Genomic DNA, 17,051 nt, shown 5'->3' on the forward strand with positions numbered 1-17,051 from the left:
TTACGAGGCCAAACGGCCCCTTGTTGTTACAGATCGAGACAAACTCGACAGGAACAACCACATCCGCGTTAGTCGTATCCCTCAGCGCCCATACCACTGACGCTTCCATCCCTCAGCCAAATCGGCCCGCTGCGAAATACCCGCCAGCCTCATCTTTTCAGCCAGCTTCCCCGGGTTCTTGAGTTCATCAAACGTGAACCTCAGCACCTTGTGCCCGAGCATTGTCAGATGAGATTCCCGCTGACGCTCTGCTACGAACGGGTCGACCGACTCCCGATCCCCACCATCCTGCAGGGTATACTTTCCTCTTCCGTCGAGCTCGCCAATCACGCACGTCCCGTCCTCGAGCCTCCAGAAATAATCGACCCGAAACACCTGGCTCGAATCGAGCGGATCGCGAAACTCCACCTGCAACTCTGGCACCGGAAAACCGTATGCAATAAAGAACGCTCGGAACCGAGACTCGCCACCGTTTTCGGACAGCCCGTCCGCATGCGACGCAATCACCTGAGCTCTGCGATACCCGCGTCTGCCCTCGCAATCGGCCTGGAGCCGTTCGCAGAGGTCGTCGCGCGATATGCCCTTCGCCCGCAGCGCAGAATCGGCAATCGCCAGACCATATGAAAACGGCGCACGCAGCAGACAATCCTCCACCGTGCGCCAAAACGGTGTCACTCGCACGCCGTCGACGCGCTCAAGCGCACCCGACGCCTGCGGACGCAGCAGCCTATATCCCGTACTCAACGCCACCGAACAACCCGTCTTGACCAAGTAACGCGGCCCGAGCAGATCATTCGGCACCTCCAGACCCCATATCAGCGCGGCGTCATATCCCCAAAACGCCCAATCGGGATGAAACTCCGCAAGCCCCTTGATGGTCCGCCGAGCCCGCTCCGGCGGCGTCAACGCATCCCATTTATGCTGAAAACAGAATAGGTGCGATTCGGGCTCCGCAATATCGTCTGTGCCCACATGGCGCCGCAGCCACATGAGCTCGGCATTGTCGTGCGTCGCAAGCAGCACGCCTTGTTCAGCCGCCTCCGTGAGCCTGGCGAGCATCCTATTCCGCGCCAAGGTGCTACGTGCTGCATGTTTGTGTTTGAAAACGGTATTAGACACTTTCATCACCACCACGTCAGACAAATGGACCATCGTCACCGTTGCCTCCGCTGACAAATGTCTTGATCTGTAACAGGAAGACAGTCTTTGAGCCTCTAGTTGTTACAGATTTAGATTGTTCGGCACCGCGCCCAACCTTTGTCTCAATCTGTAACAGTTAGGTCGAATTTTGGCCTGTAGATGTTACAGGTTGAGACATTTCCCCAGCTAGGTGCCAAACGTCTCAATCTGTAACAGTTAGGCGTTCTCCAGACCCCTAAACGTTACAGATTTAGACAAACCAGCAACGCCCAAGCAGTCGTCTCGATCTGTAACGGGTAGACCGGTTTTTTGTCCCTAAACGTTACAGATCGAGACAAATAGACGGGCGGCGGCGGCGCGACTGCCCATCCCCTACTCCCATTCCTGTTTGTAGATGTTGAGTGACTTTACGTAGCGCCCCTGGGCACCCATGATGTCGCGAACCAGCCTCAGAAAGAAGCTGATACACGAGGTATCGAAGCCATCTTCTAGGTCCTCAGGATGCACGGCGCCAGGCCCGTCGACCGCCGTATCGCTCAGGCGCGCAATGTCGTAGAGGTAGAGCTGCCCCGCCGTCAGCCAGACATCGTCGACGCACGCGAGGCGCACCGCAATCGCGCCATCGCGCCAGTGCTCCTTTTGCACGATATGCGGATCATAGACGTCAAAGCGACGGTCGGTACGCGTGTCACGCAGCGCGACCATACCGGTCGCGGGATCCTTATCCAAAATGCCAAAGCGCGAAAAATAGTGCGTGCCGCGCACCTGCTCGAGCCGTCTGAGCGAGACAGGCGAAAGCGACGCCGGCGGCTCGTCAACATACAGCTCAAGCAGCGTCTTGCCATGGTAATAGGGACGCTCGAACAGCAGCCAATCGGTAAATGCCATGTTATAGGCCATGATTTCATTTTGCGAGGGCTCCTCGCAATAGCTGAGCCATGGATCGACTATCACTTCGAACTGTGTACGCGCCGACTCCAAAAACTGAAACTTGCGCAGCATCCAAAACTGGGCCATGCCGGCAATATCGTCACCGACGGCCTCGGCCAGACGTCCCCGGTCCAAAACATGATCAGCCATGGCATCCTCCTCAAACTGATAAACCTCAATTTGAGCTTACGAGGAGGGCGGGTGGTCGCCGCCATCACGGGCGAAATGAGCATCGGGCTGCAAACCAGATGCTGACCAAGCACTTGACGGGATACTTGCAGATTATACAAATTGCCACAAAATCGCGGGTAGAACTAGACGAATCACCCGCGCCGCTGTCCGCAAACAACTAAAGCCGCCACATAAACAGCAGAGCGCAACGAGCGCAAACACCAACGGGTAGGCAGCCAAACGTCGGCAAACGAGCAAAACGCTCGCAAACCCGCAAGGAGTGTCCCCGGATGCCGGCACGTAAGGAACGTCCCCAGCTGCCGGCACATGGGGACGTTCCTTATATGCCGGCCGTTGGGGACAGCCCTTGCCGATTCGATTGTTGAGTAACTCCGTGATTGTCTTACAGCCCCAGCGCCTCGGCGACCTCGGCTGCGCAGGCGAGGGCATCGGCCATGGCACTCACCACGAGCGAGCTGCCGTTGCGGGCATCGCCGGCCACATACACCGGCGCGGCATCCGCGGCAACGCCATCCACGCGAGCCGCAAGATGCGAGTCCTCGGAGGCCATCACGGGCAACGGACGGCCCGCCGTGGCAATAGGCACGTCAAAAGCGTCAAACACGCCGTGCTCCGGACCCGTAAAGCCACAGGCGATCAGCACCAGCTGGGCCGGCACCTCGTGCTCGGAGCCCGCAATGCGTTCGGGCTTGCCGGCCGACCAGTCCAGATCGACCACGCGCAGGCCCGCGGCCGCGCCCTTCTTGTCCAGCAATACCTCGAGCGTATCCACGCCCCAAGCACGCATCTCGCCGCCCATGGCAGCGATAGCCTCCTGCTGACCGTAGTCGGTCTTCTTAACGTTGGGCCACTGCGGCCAGGGATTGCTCGCCGCACGCTTATCGGGTGCGGCCGGCAAGAACTCAAACTGACGCACACTGCGTGCGCCCTGGCGCACCGCGGTACCCACGCAGTCGTTGCCGGTATCGCCGCCGCCAATGACCACAACGTCCAGGCCGCGCGCGTTCACCGCGGGCTCACCGCCATCGAGCACCGAGACGGTCGAAGCCGTCAGGTAGTCCACGGCATACACCACGCCCGGGGCATCCACATTCGTAGCCAAAAGACCGCGGGGCGTACGAGCACCGGCAGCCACCACAACGGCGTCAAAACCATTGAGCTTGGCCGCCACCGCAGGGTTCGTAACGTCAGTACCCAGCTCAAAGACAATGCCCAGCTCGCGCATGAGCGCCACGCGGCGCTCGACCACGGACTTCTCGAGCTTCATGTTGGGAATGCCGTACATGAGCAGACCGCCTGGGCGGTCGTCGCGCTCAAACACCGTCACGCGGGCACCGCGACGCGCAAGTTCCCATGCAGCCACCAGGCCAGCCGGGCCGGAACCAACCACGGCGACCGAGGGCGCGTCCTCCCCTGCCGGCTCAAAGCGACGCGGGCCGCCGTTTGCCCATTCGTGGTCGCTGATCGCGCGCTCGTTATCGTGAATCGTTGTGGGCTGGCCGTCGACCGAACCCAGGTTGCACGCAGCCTCGCACAGTGCCGGGCACACGCGGCTCGTAAACTCGGGCATGGGCGAGGTGAGCGACAGGCGCTCGGCCGCCTCGTCCCAGCGACCGCGATACACCAGCTCGTTCCACTCGGGAATCAGGTTGTGCAGCGGACAGCCACTCGGACGCGCCTTGCCAAAGCTCGCACCCATCTGGCAAAACGCCACGCCGCACATCATGCAGCGGCTCGCCTGGGCGCGGCGCGTATCGTCGTCGAGCTCCACATACAGCGGATCGAAATCGCAGCTGCGCTCCTCCACGGGGCGCAGCTCGTGGGTCACGCGATCGATATCAAGAAAAGCACCGGGCTTACCCATGGCACTTACGCCTCCTTCTTGGTCGAAGCAACAGAGCTGACAGCCACGGGCGCAGTGCCCGCTGCACCGCCCGCGACATCAAAGCGAGCGACATCCGCGTTGCTCGCGCGGCCGGTCACGATGTCAAACGCCAACTCCTCGGCCTGCGCATGCGTCTTGCCCACGGCCTCGGCCGCAGCGACAATCGCCAGCACGCGCTCGTACTCGGTCGGAATGACCTTCACAAAGTGCTTACTCATCGAGTCGAAGCTGTAGAGCAGCTTAATGCCGCGCGGGCTCTGCGTCGCGTCCACGTGCTCCTGGATGAGCGCGCGAATCTGCGCCAGCTCGACAGCCGTCGGGGCCTTGAGTTCCACGCTCTCGTGGTTCACACGGGCCTCGAGCGTGCCGTACTGGTCAAAGACATAGGCCACGCCACCCGTCATACCGGCGGCGAAGTTCTGCCCGACCTCGCCCAAGATGAGCGCCAGGCCGCCCGTCATGTACTCGCAGCCATGGTTGCCGCAGCCCTCGACCACCACAGTGGCACCGGAGTTACGCACGCCAAAGCGCTGGCCTGCCAGGCCGTTAATAAAGCCGCGGCCGCTCGTGGCACCAAAGAACGCCACGTTGCCCACGATGATGTTCTCGTCGAACTTGTAGGTCGCATGCGGGTTGGGGCGCACCGACACCTCGCCGCCCGAAAGGCCCTTGCCAAAGTAGTCGTTGGCGTCGCCGCACACGTTGAGCGTAATGCCGCGCGGGAGAAAGGCGCCAAAGCTCTGACCGGCCGAACCATCGCAATCGATGGTGATGGAGCCGGCGGGCAGGCCCTCGGGATGCGCCTTGGTCACCGCATTGCCCAGGATGGTGCCCACGCAGCGGTTGACGTTGGCGATATCGGCGCGGAACCGAATCGGGCGCAGGTGCGCACGGGCATCGGCCGTATAGGGCACGAACAACGTGGAGTCGAGCGTCTTGTCGAGCTCGCTGTCCGCAGCCATCTGCGGCAGGAAGTGGCGACCGTCGGCGCCCGGGATATGGGCACCGAACTCGCAGGTCGCGCTCGCCAGCACGGGCGACAGATCAAGCAGGTTGGCCTTGCGGTTGCCCGGTACCTCGATCTGGCGCAGGCACTCGGGATGGCCGACCATCTCGTCGACGGTGCGGAAGCCCAGGCTCGCCATGACCTCACGCAGCTGCTCGGCAACAAAGAGCATAAAGTGCTCAACGTGCTCGGGCTTGCCGCGGAAGCCGCGACGCAGGCGACAGTTTTGCGTGGCGATGCCGGCCGGGCAGGTGTCCTGCTGGCAGTCGCGCTGCATGAGGCAGCCCATGGAGATGAGCGGCATGGTCGCAAAGCCAAACTCCTCGGCGCCCAGCAGGCAGGCGACGGCAACATCGGTGCCGTCCATGAGCTTGCCGTCGGCCTCAAGCACCACGCGGGAGCGCAGTCCGTTTTGCAGCAATGTCTGCTGAGCCTCGGCAAGGCCGAGCTCCAGCGGCAGGCCGGCGTGCCAAATGGAATCGCGCGCCGCGGCACCCGAGCCGCCATTGTGGCCGCTAATCAAGATCTTGTCGGCGGCACCCTTGGCCACACCGGTGGCGATGGTGCCGACGCCGGCCTCGCTGACCAGCTTGACCGACACGCGCGCACCGGGGTTGGCGTTCTTAAGATCAAAGATCAGCTCTGCCAGGTCCTCGATGGAGTAGATGTCGTGGTGCGGCGGAGGCGAGATCAGGCCGATGCCGGGCGTGGACTGACGGACCTCGGCGATCCAGGGGTAGACCTTCTTACCGGGCAGGTGGCCACCCTCGCCGGGCTTGGCGCCCTGGGCCATCTTGATCTGAATCTCGAAGGCGCTGCACAGGTAGCGGCTCGTTACGCCAAAGCGCGCACTTGCCACCTGCTTGATGGCGGAGTTCTTGGAGTCACCGTTAGCCAGCGGGGTCTCGCGACGCGGATCCTCGCCGCCCTCGCCCGAGTTAGAGCGTCCGTGCAGGCGGTTCATGGCGATGGCCATGCACTCGTGCGCCTCTTTGCTGATAGAACCGTACGACATGGCACCGGTGTTAAAGCGGCGGACGATGTTGCGCGCGGGCTCCACCTCGTCGAGCGAAACCGGCGTGCGGCCGTTGGCATTAAAGTCGAGCAAGTCACGCAGGCGCACGGCACGGCCGGTGCGGTGCAGGCGGGCGCTGTACTCCTTAAAGGTGTCGTAGCTGTCCTCACGACAGGCGGTCTGCAGCAAGTAGACAGTCTGCGGATCAATGAGGTGATCCTCGCCGCCGAGCGGGCGCCACTTGGTCAGACCCAGCGTGGGCAGCTGATCGGGAGCCGGGCTCTTAAGGATAGCGAGCGCGGCGTCGTAGCGCTCGTTTTGCTCGCGCTCAACGTCCTCGACACCCATACCGCCCACACGGCTCACCGTGCCGGCGAAGTACGCGTTGACGAACTCCGACGTAAAGCCCACGGCCTCGAAGATCTGCGCCGAATGGTAGCTCTGCACCGTCGAGATGCCCATCTTGGACATGATGGAAACGATGCCGGCGGTCGCAGCCTTATTGTAGTTGGCGATGCCCTGCTCGGCTGTCACGTCCAGATCGCCGTGCGCCGCCAAGTCGCGAATGCACGCATGCGCGTTGTACGGATAGATGCCGCTCGCGGAGTAGCCCACCAGCGCCGCAAAGTCGTGCGGAGACACGGCGTCGCCACACTCCACCACGATGTCGGCAAAGGTACGCACGCCGGCGCGGATCAGGTGGTTGTGCACGCAGCCCACGGCGAGCAGTGACGGCACGGGTACCTCGTCCGCTCCGGCGCGATCGCTCAACACCACGATGTTCACGCCGTCGCGGACCGCAGCCTCAACGTCCTCTGCAAGCTGCTTGAGCGCAGCCTGCAGCGCGCCCTCGCCGGCATCGCGGCGGTAAACGGCACGGAAACGGCGGGTCTTAAAGCCAACACGGTCAATCGCGCAAATGCGGTCGAACTCCTCCTCGCTCAGCAGCGGGCGCTCCAGACGCACCAGTTGGCAGGCCGTACGAGAGTCCTCGAGCAGGTTGCCGTGGTTGCCCAGGTAGAGCGTGGTCGAGGTGACCATATGCTCGCGCAGGGCGTCGATCGGCGGGTTCGTGACCTGGGCGAACAGTTGATAGAAGTAATCAAAGAACGAGCGCGTCTTCTTGGACAGGCAGGCCAGCGGCGCATCGATACCCATCGAGGCGAGCGGGGCCTTGCCCTGCTGGGCCATGGGGCGCACGACCTCGTCAACATCATCCCAGTGGTAGCCGAGCTTGGCCATACGCACGGCGGCAGGCACCTCGGCATCCTCGGCAGGCGTTGCCGCGGCGGGCTTGTCGAGCGCGTCAACGGTCAGCGTCTCCTCGGCAATCCAATCGCGGTAGGGCTTTTCCTTGGCATAGCGGGCGCGCAGCTCGTCATTGTAGATCACACGGCCGCGGGCAAAATCGACCTCGAGCATCTGGCCCGGTCCCAAACAACCGCTTGTCAGGATATTCTCGGGGCGCACCTCGATGGTGCCCACCTCGCTTGCCAGCATAAAGCGGCCGTCGCGCGTCACGTAGTAGCGAGCCGGGCGCAGGCCGTTGCGGTCGAGGGCGGCACCCAGCGTACGGCCGTCGGTAAAGGCGATGGCCGCCGGGCCGTCCCAGGGCTCCATGAGCATGGACTGGTAGGCATCGTAGGCGCGACGCTCCTCGCTCAGATTGTCGTTGTGGTCCCAAGGCTCGGGCAGCAACATGGACGCGGCACGCGTGAGCGGACGGCCGTTCATGACCAAAAACTCGAGCACATTATCCAGAATCGCGGAGTCGGAACCCTCGCGGTTGATGATGGGCATCACACGCTCAAGATCATGCTGCAGCACGGGGCTGTACAGGTTAGGTTCGCGGGCGCGAATCCAGTTGACGTTGCCCTTGAGGGTGTTGATCTCGCCGTTGTGGATAATAAAGCGGTTGGGATGTGCGCGCTCCCAGCTAGGCGTGGTGTTGGTGGAGTAGCGCGAGTGGACGAGCGCCACGGCCGTCTTGACGGCGGCGTCGTTGAGATCGATAAAGAAGCGGCGCATCTGCGTGGCGACCAGCATGCCCTTGTACACGATGGTGCGCGAGCTCATGGAGCACACATAGAAGATCTTGTCGCGCAGGGCAAACTCGGCGTCGGCCTTCTTTTCGATGGTACGGCGGCACACGTACAGGCGACGCTCAAAGGCATCGCCGGCGGGCGTGTCGTCCGGACGGCCCAGGAAGGCCTGCAGGATGGTGGGCATGCAGGCGCGGGCCGTCTCGCCCAGATCGTGAGGGTCGACCGGCACCTCGCGCCAAAAGAGCAGCGGCACGCCGGCCTCGGCACAGCCTTCCTCAAACACGCGGCGGGCATCCTCTACACCCTTGTCGTCTTGCGGGAAGAACAGCATGGCCACGCCATAGTCGCCCTCTGCCGGCAGAATCTGGCCGCACTTTTGAGCCTCTTTGCGGAAAAAGTGATGCGGAACCTGGAACAGGATGCCGGCGCCGTCGCCGGTATTCTTCTCGAGTCCCGTGCCACCGCGGTGCTCCAAGTTGACCAGAATGGACAGCGCATCGTCCAGAATCTGGTGGTGGCGCTCGCCGTTGATATCGGCAAGAGCGCCGATGCCACATGCATCGTGGTCGAATTCGGGGCGATAAAGGCCCTGCTGCTGAGCGGAATCTGCCTGCATCGCGATCCTCCCCTAGATATTTAGACAGTCAGTTGAATAGGCATACTAGAAGCATCGCCGGCCCATTGTGTTTCCCGCCCGTTTCGAAACAATTGCGTAACGCATGCCCTACGAGTGGACACCGCCGACCTCAAGGGCAACAACAAGGGCCCCAGGTTCGGCCTGTAAGCTCACCGCTTCAAACATCTCAATCTGTAACAGGAAGATCCAATTTCGACGACTAACTGTTACAGATTGAGATGTTCTCGAGAGACGGTTACGAATGTCTCAATCTGTAACACGAGGGGCCGGTTTTGGCGGTCAGCTGTTACGGATCGAGATTTTCCATAGGACCATTTCTTCCTGTCTCGATCTGTAACACCTAGGCCCAATTTCCATCCCTAGTTGTTACAGATCAAGACATTTCGGCAACCCCCTTTTACCACCCTATTCAAATACAACAATTTTGTTAGTCATGGTCAGATTTCGAGCCTAAAACGGGTATCCTTTGCGGCGTCAAACAAACGGCACGCAGGAGTGCACCATGATCGACCATCTCAAACATCACTTTGGCTCCCTGCGCACCGGCGGCCACGGCGGACTCGACATCGCACGGCATATCGGCCCCGGGCTGCTCGTGACCGTCGGCTTTATCGACCCGGGCAATTGGGCCTCCAATATGGCCGCCGGCTCGCAGTTTGGCTACGCGCTGCTGTGGATCGTCACGCTGTCCACGATCATGCTCATCGTGCTGCAACACAACGCGGCTCACTTGGGCATCGCCACGGGCATGTGTCTTGCCGAGGCCACGACGCGCCACCTGCCCCGCCTCGTCGGGCGTGCGATACTCGGCAGCGCGTATCTAGCCACGGTCGCCACCGCCATGGCCGAAGTCCTGGGCGGTGCGATCGCACTTCAAATGCTCTTTGGCCTGCCCGTACGTGCCGGCTGCATCATCGTGGCGGCGGCATCGATTGGCATGCTCATGACAAGCTCCTACAAACGCGCCGAACGCTGGATCATCGCCTTCGTGGGCGTGGTGGGACTTTCGTTTTTAGCCGAGCTTCTGCTGGTCAAGGTCGACTGGCCGCAAGCCGCCACAAGCTGGATTACACCCAGTATGCCCACCGGCTCAGTCGCGATTATCGTAAGTGTCCTAGGCGCGGTCGTTATGCCCCACAACCTCTTCCTGCACTCCGAGGTCATCCAATCCATGCACTTCGAAGGCCAAGGCGAGCAGGTTATCGAAGAACGCCTGCACTACGAGCTCTTCGACACGCTCTTTTCGATGGGTGTGGGCTGGGCAATCAACTCGGCCATGGTCATCCTGGCCGCAACGACCTTCTTTGCGCACGGCATTGTCGTAGACGACCTCGCCGTCGCAGCGGCCACGCTCTCCCCCATTCTGGGCCCGGCAAGCTCGACCATCTTTGCGGTGGCACTGCTGTTTGCGGGCATATCGAGTAGCGTGACGGCGGGCATGGCGGCGGGCACCATCACCGCGGGCATATTCGACGAGGAATACGACATCCACGACCGACATTCCTCGATCGGAGTGGCGGCCTGTTTCGTCGGCGCAGTAGCGGCGTGCCTGATCGTCCCGAATCCTTTTGAGGGTCTCATTTGGAGTCAGGCACTGTTGTCGCTTCAGCTGCCGATTACGGTCTTTGTGCTCATACGACTCACCAGCTCGCCCCGCGTCATGGGCAAATACGCCAACTCGCGCCCGCTCAACGCGTTGCTCGTAGGGATCGGTGTCATCGTGACGATTCTCGACATCGTGCTGCTAACGGGGATGCAATGGGATGGCGTGACTGTCCAGATATAACGTCTCAATCTGTAACACGTGAGACCGTTTTAAACCGTCAGATGTTACAGATTGAGATTTTCTGAGAGATAGTTTCAGTTTGTCTCGATCTGTAACAAGTGGACCCAATTTCCGCGCCCAGATGTTACAGATCGAGATATTTCTTCAGCCCCAACCTTTTGTCTCGATCTGTAACAAGTAGAGGGGGTTTACGTACCTAAATGTTATAGATTGAGATTTTGAGAATGATGGTTTTGGTTTGTCTCGTTCTGTAACAGGAAGACCCGTTTTGAGCCGTTAGATGTTGCAGGTTAAGACAAAAGGTCGGCCGGACTCACAACAGACAGGATCGGCTAATAGCAGCCGTGATCCCTTGGGGACGGAGGAAAAGGGCCCCGGCCGGGAATCCGACCGGGGCCCTTGGACAGAGCTATATGTTGCTGCAAGTCGTGTGTCTACGAGCTACTCCTCGACGAGCTCAAACTGATCGGGACCGACGCCACACACCGGGCACACGTAATCCTCGGGCAGTTCGGGCGTGTCGACCTCTACCTCGTAACCGCAAACGGTGCACACGAACTTGTACGTCTTCTTTTCCTCGGCCATGATGTTCTCCTCTCGAACGTGGCTGCTGGTGTACTTTGCTTAATTAGTATATATTCTTAATAATATAATGCAAGCGGTTTTACCGCATTTCTACCCTTGGTACGAAGACGCCTTGGGCGGCGTCTTGCCCTTCAGGACCTTATGGTAGTAATCGTAGGTGAGCGGCGTCTCGTCGCTCAGGCGCTCGGCATCCTCGACCTCGCCGATAAACAGTAGATGCGTGCCCACATCCACTGTGTCGATCAAACGGCAGCTAAACAAGGCCGCCGCATGCTCGGGAACATAGGGCATGCCCAGTGCGGTCTCGCGCGTCTCGTACTTGGCAAATTTATCATAGTTGCTGCTGGTACGGAATCCAAAGTTACCAATGTAGGGCATATCGGCCGTCTGATCGATCACGGTCAGCGCAAAGGCCTTGGCAGACGAGATAACGCCAGACGTGACATTTTCCTTGTTCACGGCAACCGAAATGCGCGGCGGCGTGGACGTCACCTGCACCGCGGTGTTGATAATGCAGCCGGCGCGCGACCCATCTGCCGCGGCACTCACCACATACAGCCCGCAGGGCATCGTAAAGAACGCAGTTTTATCCAAAACGATCACTCCCCTAACTCGGAATTGAGCCTTGCAGACGTATATACCCACAATGAGACATATGTGTCAGAACGGTAAGAAAAATGAGCCACACGCAGTTGCGGTGAAAAAGTCCCTGTTTAAGCCTGGATACCCAACAAACAGGAACTATTCCACCGCAACTTGCGAGGAGCAGACCGGGAGTACGACAACAGTGATGGATGAACATCCCCGCCCGCCCGGATATCAACCCTTAGCGATTACGCTCCTTAAGCGCGCGATCGATTTCGCGCTGAACGTCACGTTTGGCCATGTCTTCGCGTTTGTCGTAGAGCTTTTTGCCACGGCCCAGGCCCAACAGCAGCTTAACGCGACCATCGGTATTAAAGTAGAGCTCGAGCGGCACCAGTGCATAGCCGCGGTTGCGCAGTTTGCCGTCAAGAAAATCAATCTCCTTGCGATGCAGCAGCAGACGGCGCCGGCGATCGGGATCACGGTTCCACACGCCACCGTGACTATAGGGATGGATGTGCAAACCCACCAGCCAGCACTCGCCGCCGCGAATCAGCGCAAAAGTATCGGTAATCTGACAGGCGCGCTCGCGAATCGACTTGACCTCGGTACCGCTCAGCTCAATGCCGCATTCGAATGTCTCGTCGATAAAGTATTCGTGATGCGCCGAACGATTCTTAGAGATGAGCTTGCGCTCGCGCTTACTGGGCATCGCCGGCCTCCTCGGCGTCATCGGCTTTCCCGCTCGCGGCCTCGCGTTTGGCCTTGCGCTCGGCGTTGAGCTCGGCATCGCTTTCGCGCACCAGCTTAATGATCGCCGCGCATGCCTCCTCGCCCACCAGGTCGCGGGCACGGACCGTCAGGCGTGTAGCCTCCTGCTTGTCACCGTCGCCCGCAGCGTCGGTCGCACACATAATCAGACAAATGGCAATCTCGGCCGAAGGCGAGGTCGGTACGCCCTGTAACGCCAGCTCGCCCATCACATGCTCATCACTCTCGTCGGCGGCATCCGGATAGGTGGCATGGATCTTGCTGAGCAAGCGCGTCGTATGTGAATCGCCAGGGGCCAAGCGCAGCGCCAGACGTGCGCAACCCACGGCCGCCGAGACGTTCTCGGTCTCGGGCTCCAAAAAGTACTGGCCCAAGTTGGCGTAGGCGCGGGCGGCGCACCTGCCGTCACTCGCACGCTCCAGCACCGAAAACGAAAGCGAAGCCCACTCCTGCTTGTCCTCGAGCGCACGGAACAGCTCGGCCAGATCCAGTCGGTAGTTGCAGTTCATGGGGTCCCAGCGCACGGCCTGCATCAAGGCATTGCGAGCGCTCACATAATCCTGCTGACGGATGTAGGCAAACGCCATGTCGGAGTACAGGCGGTCAAACGGCACCTCGACCTGCACCAGCTCGCGTGGATCCTTTTCCACGCGGCGGTAGGCCAGGCGCTCAAACTTGCTATCGAAGCTAAAGTACTGGCGGTTCTCCTCCGTTTTGCACTCGGCATCGATATACTCCTCGGCGAGCTCCACCAAACGCTCCAGCAGCGGCGTCGCCGTGGCCAGGTCTCCCTGCGCCAGGTAATTCTCGGCATACGTAATGTCTTGTAGGCTGATGGGCAGGTCCATGGCAACTCCTCGGTCCAGGTGAAACGCGGCTCATTCCACACATGCGGTGTATACACAAAACCCGGGTCTCTTGCGAGGCCCGGGCATTCAATTTGTGGTAGCCCGTACCAGATTCGAACTGGTGATCTCCGCCTTGAGAGGGCGGCGTCCTAAACCGCTAGACGAACGGGCCATATGTAGCAAATGCAATGGCTGGGATGGAGGGAGTCGAACCCCCATTGACGGAACCAGAATCCGCTGTCCTGCCATTAGACGACATCCCAATGACTGCATCGCTGCGCTCGGCTGTGCCTTTGCGCAAGAAAGAAATATACGGGAAGCATCGCGATGACGCAAGTCTTTATTTTGACTTTTTTAAAATTGGCCTGATTTTAGCCAACCCGTGAAGGACCTGTGAAGCGACACATCTGCCCCTTATGGACAAAGGATGGCGAAGCAATACTTCGACAAGCACGCATAGCTCTTCGGCCCGCACGGGTGGCCGCGGTTCAAAAACTGACCGGAGCAAGCCTGTCAGCGAAAACTGTATCCCAAAATCGGCATCCAAAACGGGATACAGCTTCCCCGCAGTCGCTACAGCAACGCCTCGGTCCAAGCCGCTTCCCTAAAGCCGGGGATCGCAAAGTCGTCGCCCACCAGCAGCGGGCGCTTAACCAGCATGCCGTCAGTCGCGAGTAGCTCAAAGCACTCCTGGTCCGTCATGCCAGCGTCCAGACGAGCCTTGAGCCCCAGCTCGCGATACTTCATGCCCGACGAGTTAAAAAAGCGTCGCACCGGCAATCCCGACCGCGCAACCCACGCGGAAAGCTCCTCGGCTGTTGGGTTATCCGCTACGATATCGCGATCGATATACTCAACCCCGTGCTCATCCAGCCATGCCTTAGCCTTTTTACAGGTAGAGCACTTGGGATACTCAACAAATAGCACTGCCACAGGAATCTCCTCTTCGTAAAGACGCATGTCTGGGTAAGCGCCGATACGTCGATGGCGCGTATCGACGGTTGACATTGTAACCGGTTGCCATAAAGAGTATCCAACGATGCCGGTAGTATCTTGGGTATCCAGACACGTCTTGCATGGGCGCCGATGGGACGGGTGGCATAACGCGCCAACGCGGCCACCAGCAGCACCAGCACGATAGCGGTGACATAGCCCGCAGCATCGAAACCCAGGTCAATAATGTCGAAGTGCCTGCCGGGAACAAAAATCTTATGCACCCGGTCGCCAACCAAGTTTTTTCTGGCCAAACTAATGGATGAGCTTAAAGTCCAAGTGCCCGCGGGTCGTGTTGACGCGCGAGACCTCGATGATCACGCGTTGCCCCAACTCAAAACGGCGCCCCGTGTCGGCACCCGTCAACGTGAGCGCGTCCTCGTCAAACTCGAACCACTCGCTTCCTAAACTCTTAATCGAGACCAAGCCCTCGACCTGTGTCAGGTCGAGGCGCACAAAGAGGCCCATGCTGCTGACCCACGAAATGGTTCCGGCATAGCGCTCGCCCAGACGATCCTCGTAATACTGGGCGATCTTGATCTTTTGCGTCGCATGGCTGGCGGCGTCGGCCGCACGCTCGGCATCGCTGCATGCACGGCAAATCTGCGGCAAGATGCGCGGCAGCGACTCGCGACCCCTGCCGATCAGCCGCGGCGTGCGCGCCAAGGCATCCTTGCCGCCCAGCTGCTCATACGCCAGCTGCAATTTGAGCACACGATGGACAACAAGGTCCGGATAGCGTCGGATAGGGCTCGTAAAGTGGCAGTAGCACGGCGCGGCGAGCGCAAAGTGGCCCTCGTTGCGCGGCTTGTACAGCGCGCGCTGCATGCTGCGCAATAGCAACGTGTTGACAAGCGGGGCATTTGCCGTGCCAGCGGCAGCGTCAACCGCCGCCTGTAGCTCATCGGGACTTCCCAGGGCAATGCCGGCCGCGCGGCGATCGTCGATGATACCCAGCTGCGCCAGCGCCACAGCGGCCCCGTGCAAGCTGTCGGGGCTGGGATCCTCATGCACGCGATAGCATGCCTCAATATCGCGGTCTGCCAGCCACTCGGCAACGCACTCGTTGGCAAGCAGCATAGCTTCCTCGATGAGCGACGTGGCACACGAGCGCTCGCGGGCCACGATCTGCACGGGAATGCCGTCCTCGTCCAGCAAAGCGCGAATCTCCGCCGTGTCAAAGTCGACCGAGCCGCGCGCACGGCGAATGCGACGGCGTCGCTCGGCAAGCTCGTTGGCAGCGACTAGAAAATCGCTCAGATCCACGTCGTAGTCGCGGGCAGTCTCTTCGCAAGTCAAACCGCGCTCAAGCGCCTCCTCGCGCGACGCCTCGGCTGCAGCAACATCCTCGGCGGCACCTTCCAACACGGAGTACTCCACCGCACCGGCACGCACCAGCAGTGCCTCGGCACCGTCATAGTCCATGCGCACGCGCGAGCGAATCACGCTAGGATACGGATCGTAGTGGCGGACGTGCCCCTGCGCATCGAGCTCGATGTCGACGGTAAACGCCAGGCGATCCTCGTCGGGGCGCAAGGAACACAGGTCATTCGACAGGCGCTCGGGCAACATGGGGAGCACGCGATCGGCAAGGTACACCGACGTCGTGCGATGACGAGCCTCTAGGTCGATGTGTCCGTCCCAGGCCACATAATGCGATACATCGGCGATATGGACACCCAGCTTGTAGCCGCCCTGCGTCGTGCGCTCCAACGAGATGGCGTCGTCAAAGTCGCGCGCGTCGACCGGATCGATCGTGATGATAAAACGGTCGCGCAGATCACGGCAAAGTGGGTCCTTAAGAGCTGTCGCCACGTCGAGCGATAGCTCCTCGGCCTCGGCAAGGGCGGTCTCGGGATAACTATCGGTATAGCCGTAACGAGCCATGACATATTGAACACCCAAGTCGGGTGCATCGTCGCCGCCAATGCGGCGCTCAAGAGTCACGGTGCCCGATTCCAAGCGTGTCGGATAGGTCAAGATGCGTGCGACGACTGCATCGCCCGGATGCACGCCTAAACGCTCCGCCGAAGTATCCTCGGGCAAAATAAAGAAATCGGCCTTGAGACGCGAATCAAGCGGCTCGATCACACCGAGGGGGCCTGCCGTCTGATACGTGCCCACCACGCTTATGGCCGCGCGCTCGACAACGCCCTCGATCACGGCACGGCGATCGCCGCGCGGTCCGGTCTTAATGCTCACGGCCACGATGTCGCCGTCCATAATCTCGCGCTTGCCGCGACCCATAACCTTATAGTCGCCATTATCGGTGACAACATAGGCGCTGTGCTCATGGAGCTGCACGCGGCCCGTCAGGCTGGGACGCCGCTCGCTGCGCACCGGCGCGCGCTTGTTGCGAGCGCTACGCTTATGTTTGTTATTGCGCCCCATGGCGCCTCCTTACTATCTGTTGCGGGGCCCGCAGGCGCATCCGCATCATGTCAAAACACTGTGCAGGCCTAAACCGCACGCATCAATGAGTCTACCCAATCAACAACAGGGCACGCACCTCGCGTCATGATCCCTATGTGACGGAGAAAATCGAATTATCGAGACAAGCCGAACTGCCGGTGAGCCCTTTTCCTCCGTCGCACGGGAATCAAAAAACGGGCCACCCCAGAGCGGGACGGCCC

11 protein-coding genes and 2 tRNA genes are annotated in these 17,051 nt (G+C 60.5%); 1 reads left to right on the forward strand and 12 read right to left on the reverse strand.

From position 1 onward, the window contains the following. Positions 1–81: 81 nt before the first annotated feature. From ACTQZF_RS02445 to gltB, 4 genes are all read right to left on the reverse strand, one after another. Positions 82–1,158 (reverse strand): hypothetical protein, encoded by a 1,077-nt coding sequence (locus tag ACTQZF_RS02445; RefSeq protein ID WP_441554480.1) that lies wholly within the window; start codon positions 1,156–1,158, stop codon positions 82–84. Between the two features lie 354 nt (positions 1,159–1,512). Continuing rightward, positions 1,513–2,220 (reverse strand): hypothetical protein, encoded by a 708-nt coding sequence (locus ACTQZF_RS02450; RefSeq protein ID WP_427747714.1) that lies wholly within the window; start codon positions 2,218–2,220, stop codon positions 1,513–1,515. Between the two features lie 424 nt (positions 2,221–2,644). After that, positions 2,645–4,126 (reverse strand): glutamate synthase subunit beta, encoded by a 1,482-nt coding sequence (locus tag ACTQZF_RS02455; protein WP_441554481.1) that lies wholly within the window; start codon positions 4,124–4,126, stop codon positions 2,645–2,647. A 5-nt stretch (positions 4,127–4,131) separates the two neighbouring features. Then, a complete protein-coding gene (gene gltB / locus ACTQZF_RS02460) occupies positions 4,132–8,829 on the reverse strand; it encodes a glutamate synthase large subunit (RefSeq protein ID WP_441554482.1) in 4,698 nt (1,565 codons plus the stop codon). Positions 8,830–9,352: 523 nt separating this feature from the next. On the opposite strand from gltB, the gene ACTQZF_RS02465 reads away from it, so the two are divergent. Beyond that, on the forward strand, positions 9,353–10,636 hold the full coding sequence (locus ACTQZF_RS02465; protein WP_441554483.1) for an Nramp family divalent metal transporter: 1,284 nt from the start codon (positions 9,353–9,355) through the stop codon (positions 10,634–10,636). A 441-nt stretch (positions 10,637–11,077) separates the two neighbouring features. On the opposite strand, the gene ACTQZF_RS02470 is transcribed toward ACTQZF_RS02465, so the two are convergent. From ACTQZF_RS02470 to ACTQZF_RS02505, 8 genes are all read right to left on the reverse strand, one after another. Beyond that, entirely contained in the window at positions 11,078–11,221 is a 144-nt protein-coding gene (locus tag ACTQZF_RS02470; RefSeq protein WP_035137395.1) for a rubredoxin-like domain-containing protein, read from the reverse strand. Between the two features lie 90 nt (positions 11,222–11,311). Continuing rightward, positions 11,312–11,815, reverse strand: a complete 504-nt coding sequence (locus tag ACTQZF_RS02475; protein ID WP_427717758.1) for a flavin reductase family protein — start codon at positions 11,813–11,815, stop codon at positions 11,312–11,314. A 232-nt stretch (positions 11,816–12,047) separates the two neighbouring features. Beyond that, on the reverse strand, positions 12,048–12,518 hold the full coding sequence (gene smpB / locus ACTQZF_RS02480; protein WP_006235325.1) for an SsrA-binding protein SmpB: 471 nt from the start codon (positions 12,516–12,518) through the stop codon (positions 12,048–12,050). Beyond that, on the reverse strand, positions 12,508–13,425 hold the full coding sequence (locus ACTQZF_RS02485; RefSeq protein WP_427727424.1) for a hypothetical protein: 918 nt from the start codon (positions 13,423–13,425) through the stop codon (positions 12,508–12,510). Before ACTQZF_RS02485 ends, smpB begins: the two co-directional genes overlap by 11 nt. A gap of 95 nt (positions 13,426–13,520) precedes the next feature. After that, a tRNA-Glu gene (locus ACTQZF_RS02490) sits at positions 13,521–13,597 on the reverse strand. A gap of 17 nt (positions 13,598–13,614) precedes the next feature. Further along, positions 13,615–13,688: transfer RNA gene (locus ACTQZF_RS02495), tRNA-Gln, on the reverse strand. A gap of 310 nt (positions 13,689–13,998) precedes the next feature. Beyond that, positions 13,999–14,358 (reverse strand): arsenate reductase family protein, encoded by a 360-nt coding sequence (locus tag ACTQZF_RS02500; RefSeq protein ID WP_441067540.1) that lies wholly within the window; start codon positions 14,356–14,358, stop codon positions 13,999–14,001. Between the two features lie 315 nt (positions 14,359–14,673). After that, positions 14,674–16,809, reverse strand: a complete 2,136-nt coding sequence (locus tag ACTQZF_RS02505; RefSeq protein ID WP_441554484.1) for a ribonuclease R family protein — start codon at positions 16,807–16,809, stop codon at positions 14,674–14,676. Positions 16,810–17,051: the final 242 nt, after the last annotated feature.

Source organism: Collinsella sp. LCP19S3_H3, assembly GCF_052119145.1.
GTDB lineage: Bacteria > Actinomycetota > Coriobacteriia > Coriobacteriales > Coriobacteriaceae > Collinsella.

What these genes read in the sequence shown, in the direction of transcription:
- ACTQZF_RS02485 (WP_427727424.1), bottom strand. Translation starts at nt 13,425, where the DNA reads ATGGACCTGCCCATCAGCCTACAAGACATTACGTATGCCGAGAATTAC.
- ACTQZF_RS02455 (WP_441554481.1), bottom strand. Translation starts at nt 4,126, where the DNA reads ATGGGTAAGCCCGGTGCTTTTCTTGATATCGATCGCGTGACCCACGAG.
- ACTQZF_RS02465 (WP_441554483.1), top strand. Translation starts at nt 9,353, where the DNA reads ATGATCGACCATCTCAAACATCACTTTGGCTCCCTGCGCACCGGCGGC.
- ACTQZF_RS02450 (WP_427747714.1), bottom strand. Translation starts at nt 2,220, where the DNA reads ATGGCTGATCATGTTTTGGACCGGGGACGTCTGGCCGAGGCCGTCGGT.
- smpB (WP_006235325.1), bottom strand. Translation starts at nt 12,518, where the DNA reads ATGCCCAGTAAGCGCGAGCGCAAGCTCATCTCTAAGAATCGTTCGGCG.
- gltB (WP_441554482.1), bottom strand. Translation starts at nt 8,829, where the DNA reads ATGCAGGCAGATTCCGCTCAGCAGCAGGGCCTTTATCGCCCCGAATTC.
- ACTQZF_RS02505 (WP_441554484.1), bottom strand. Translation starts at nt 16,809, where the DNA reads ATGGGGCGCAATAACAAACATAAGCGTAGCGCTCGCAACAAGCGCGCG.
- ACTQZF_RS02470 (WP_035137395.1), bottom strand. Translation starts at nt 11,221, where the DNA reads ATGGCCGAGGAAAAGAAGACGTACAAGTTCGTGTGCACCGTTTGCGGT.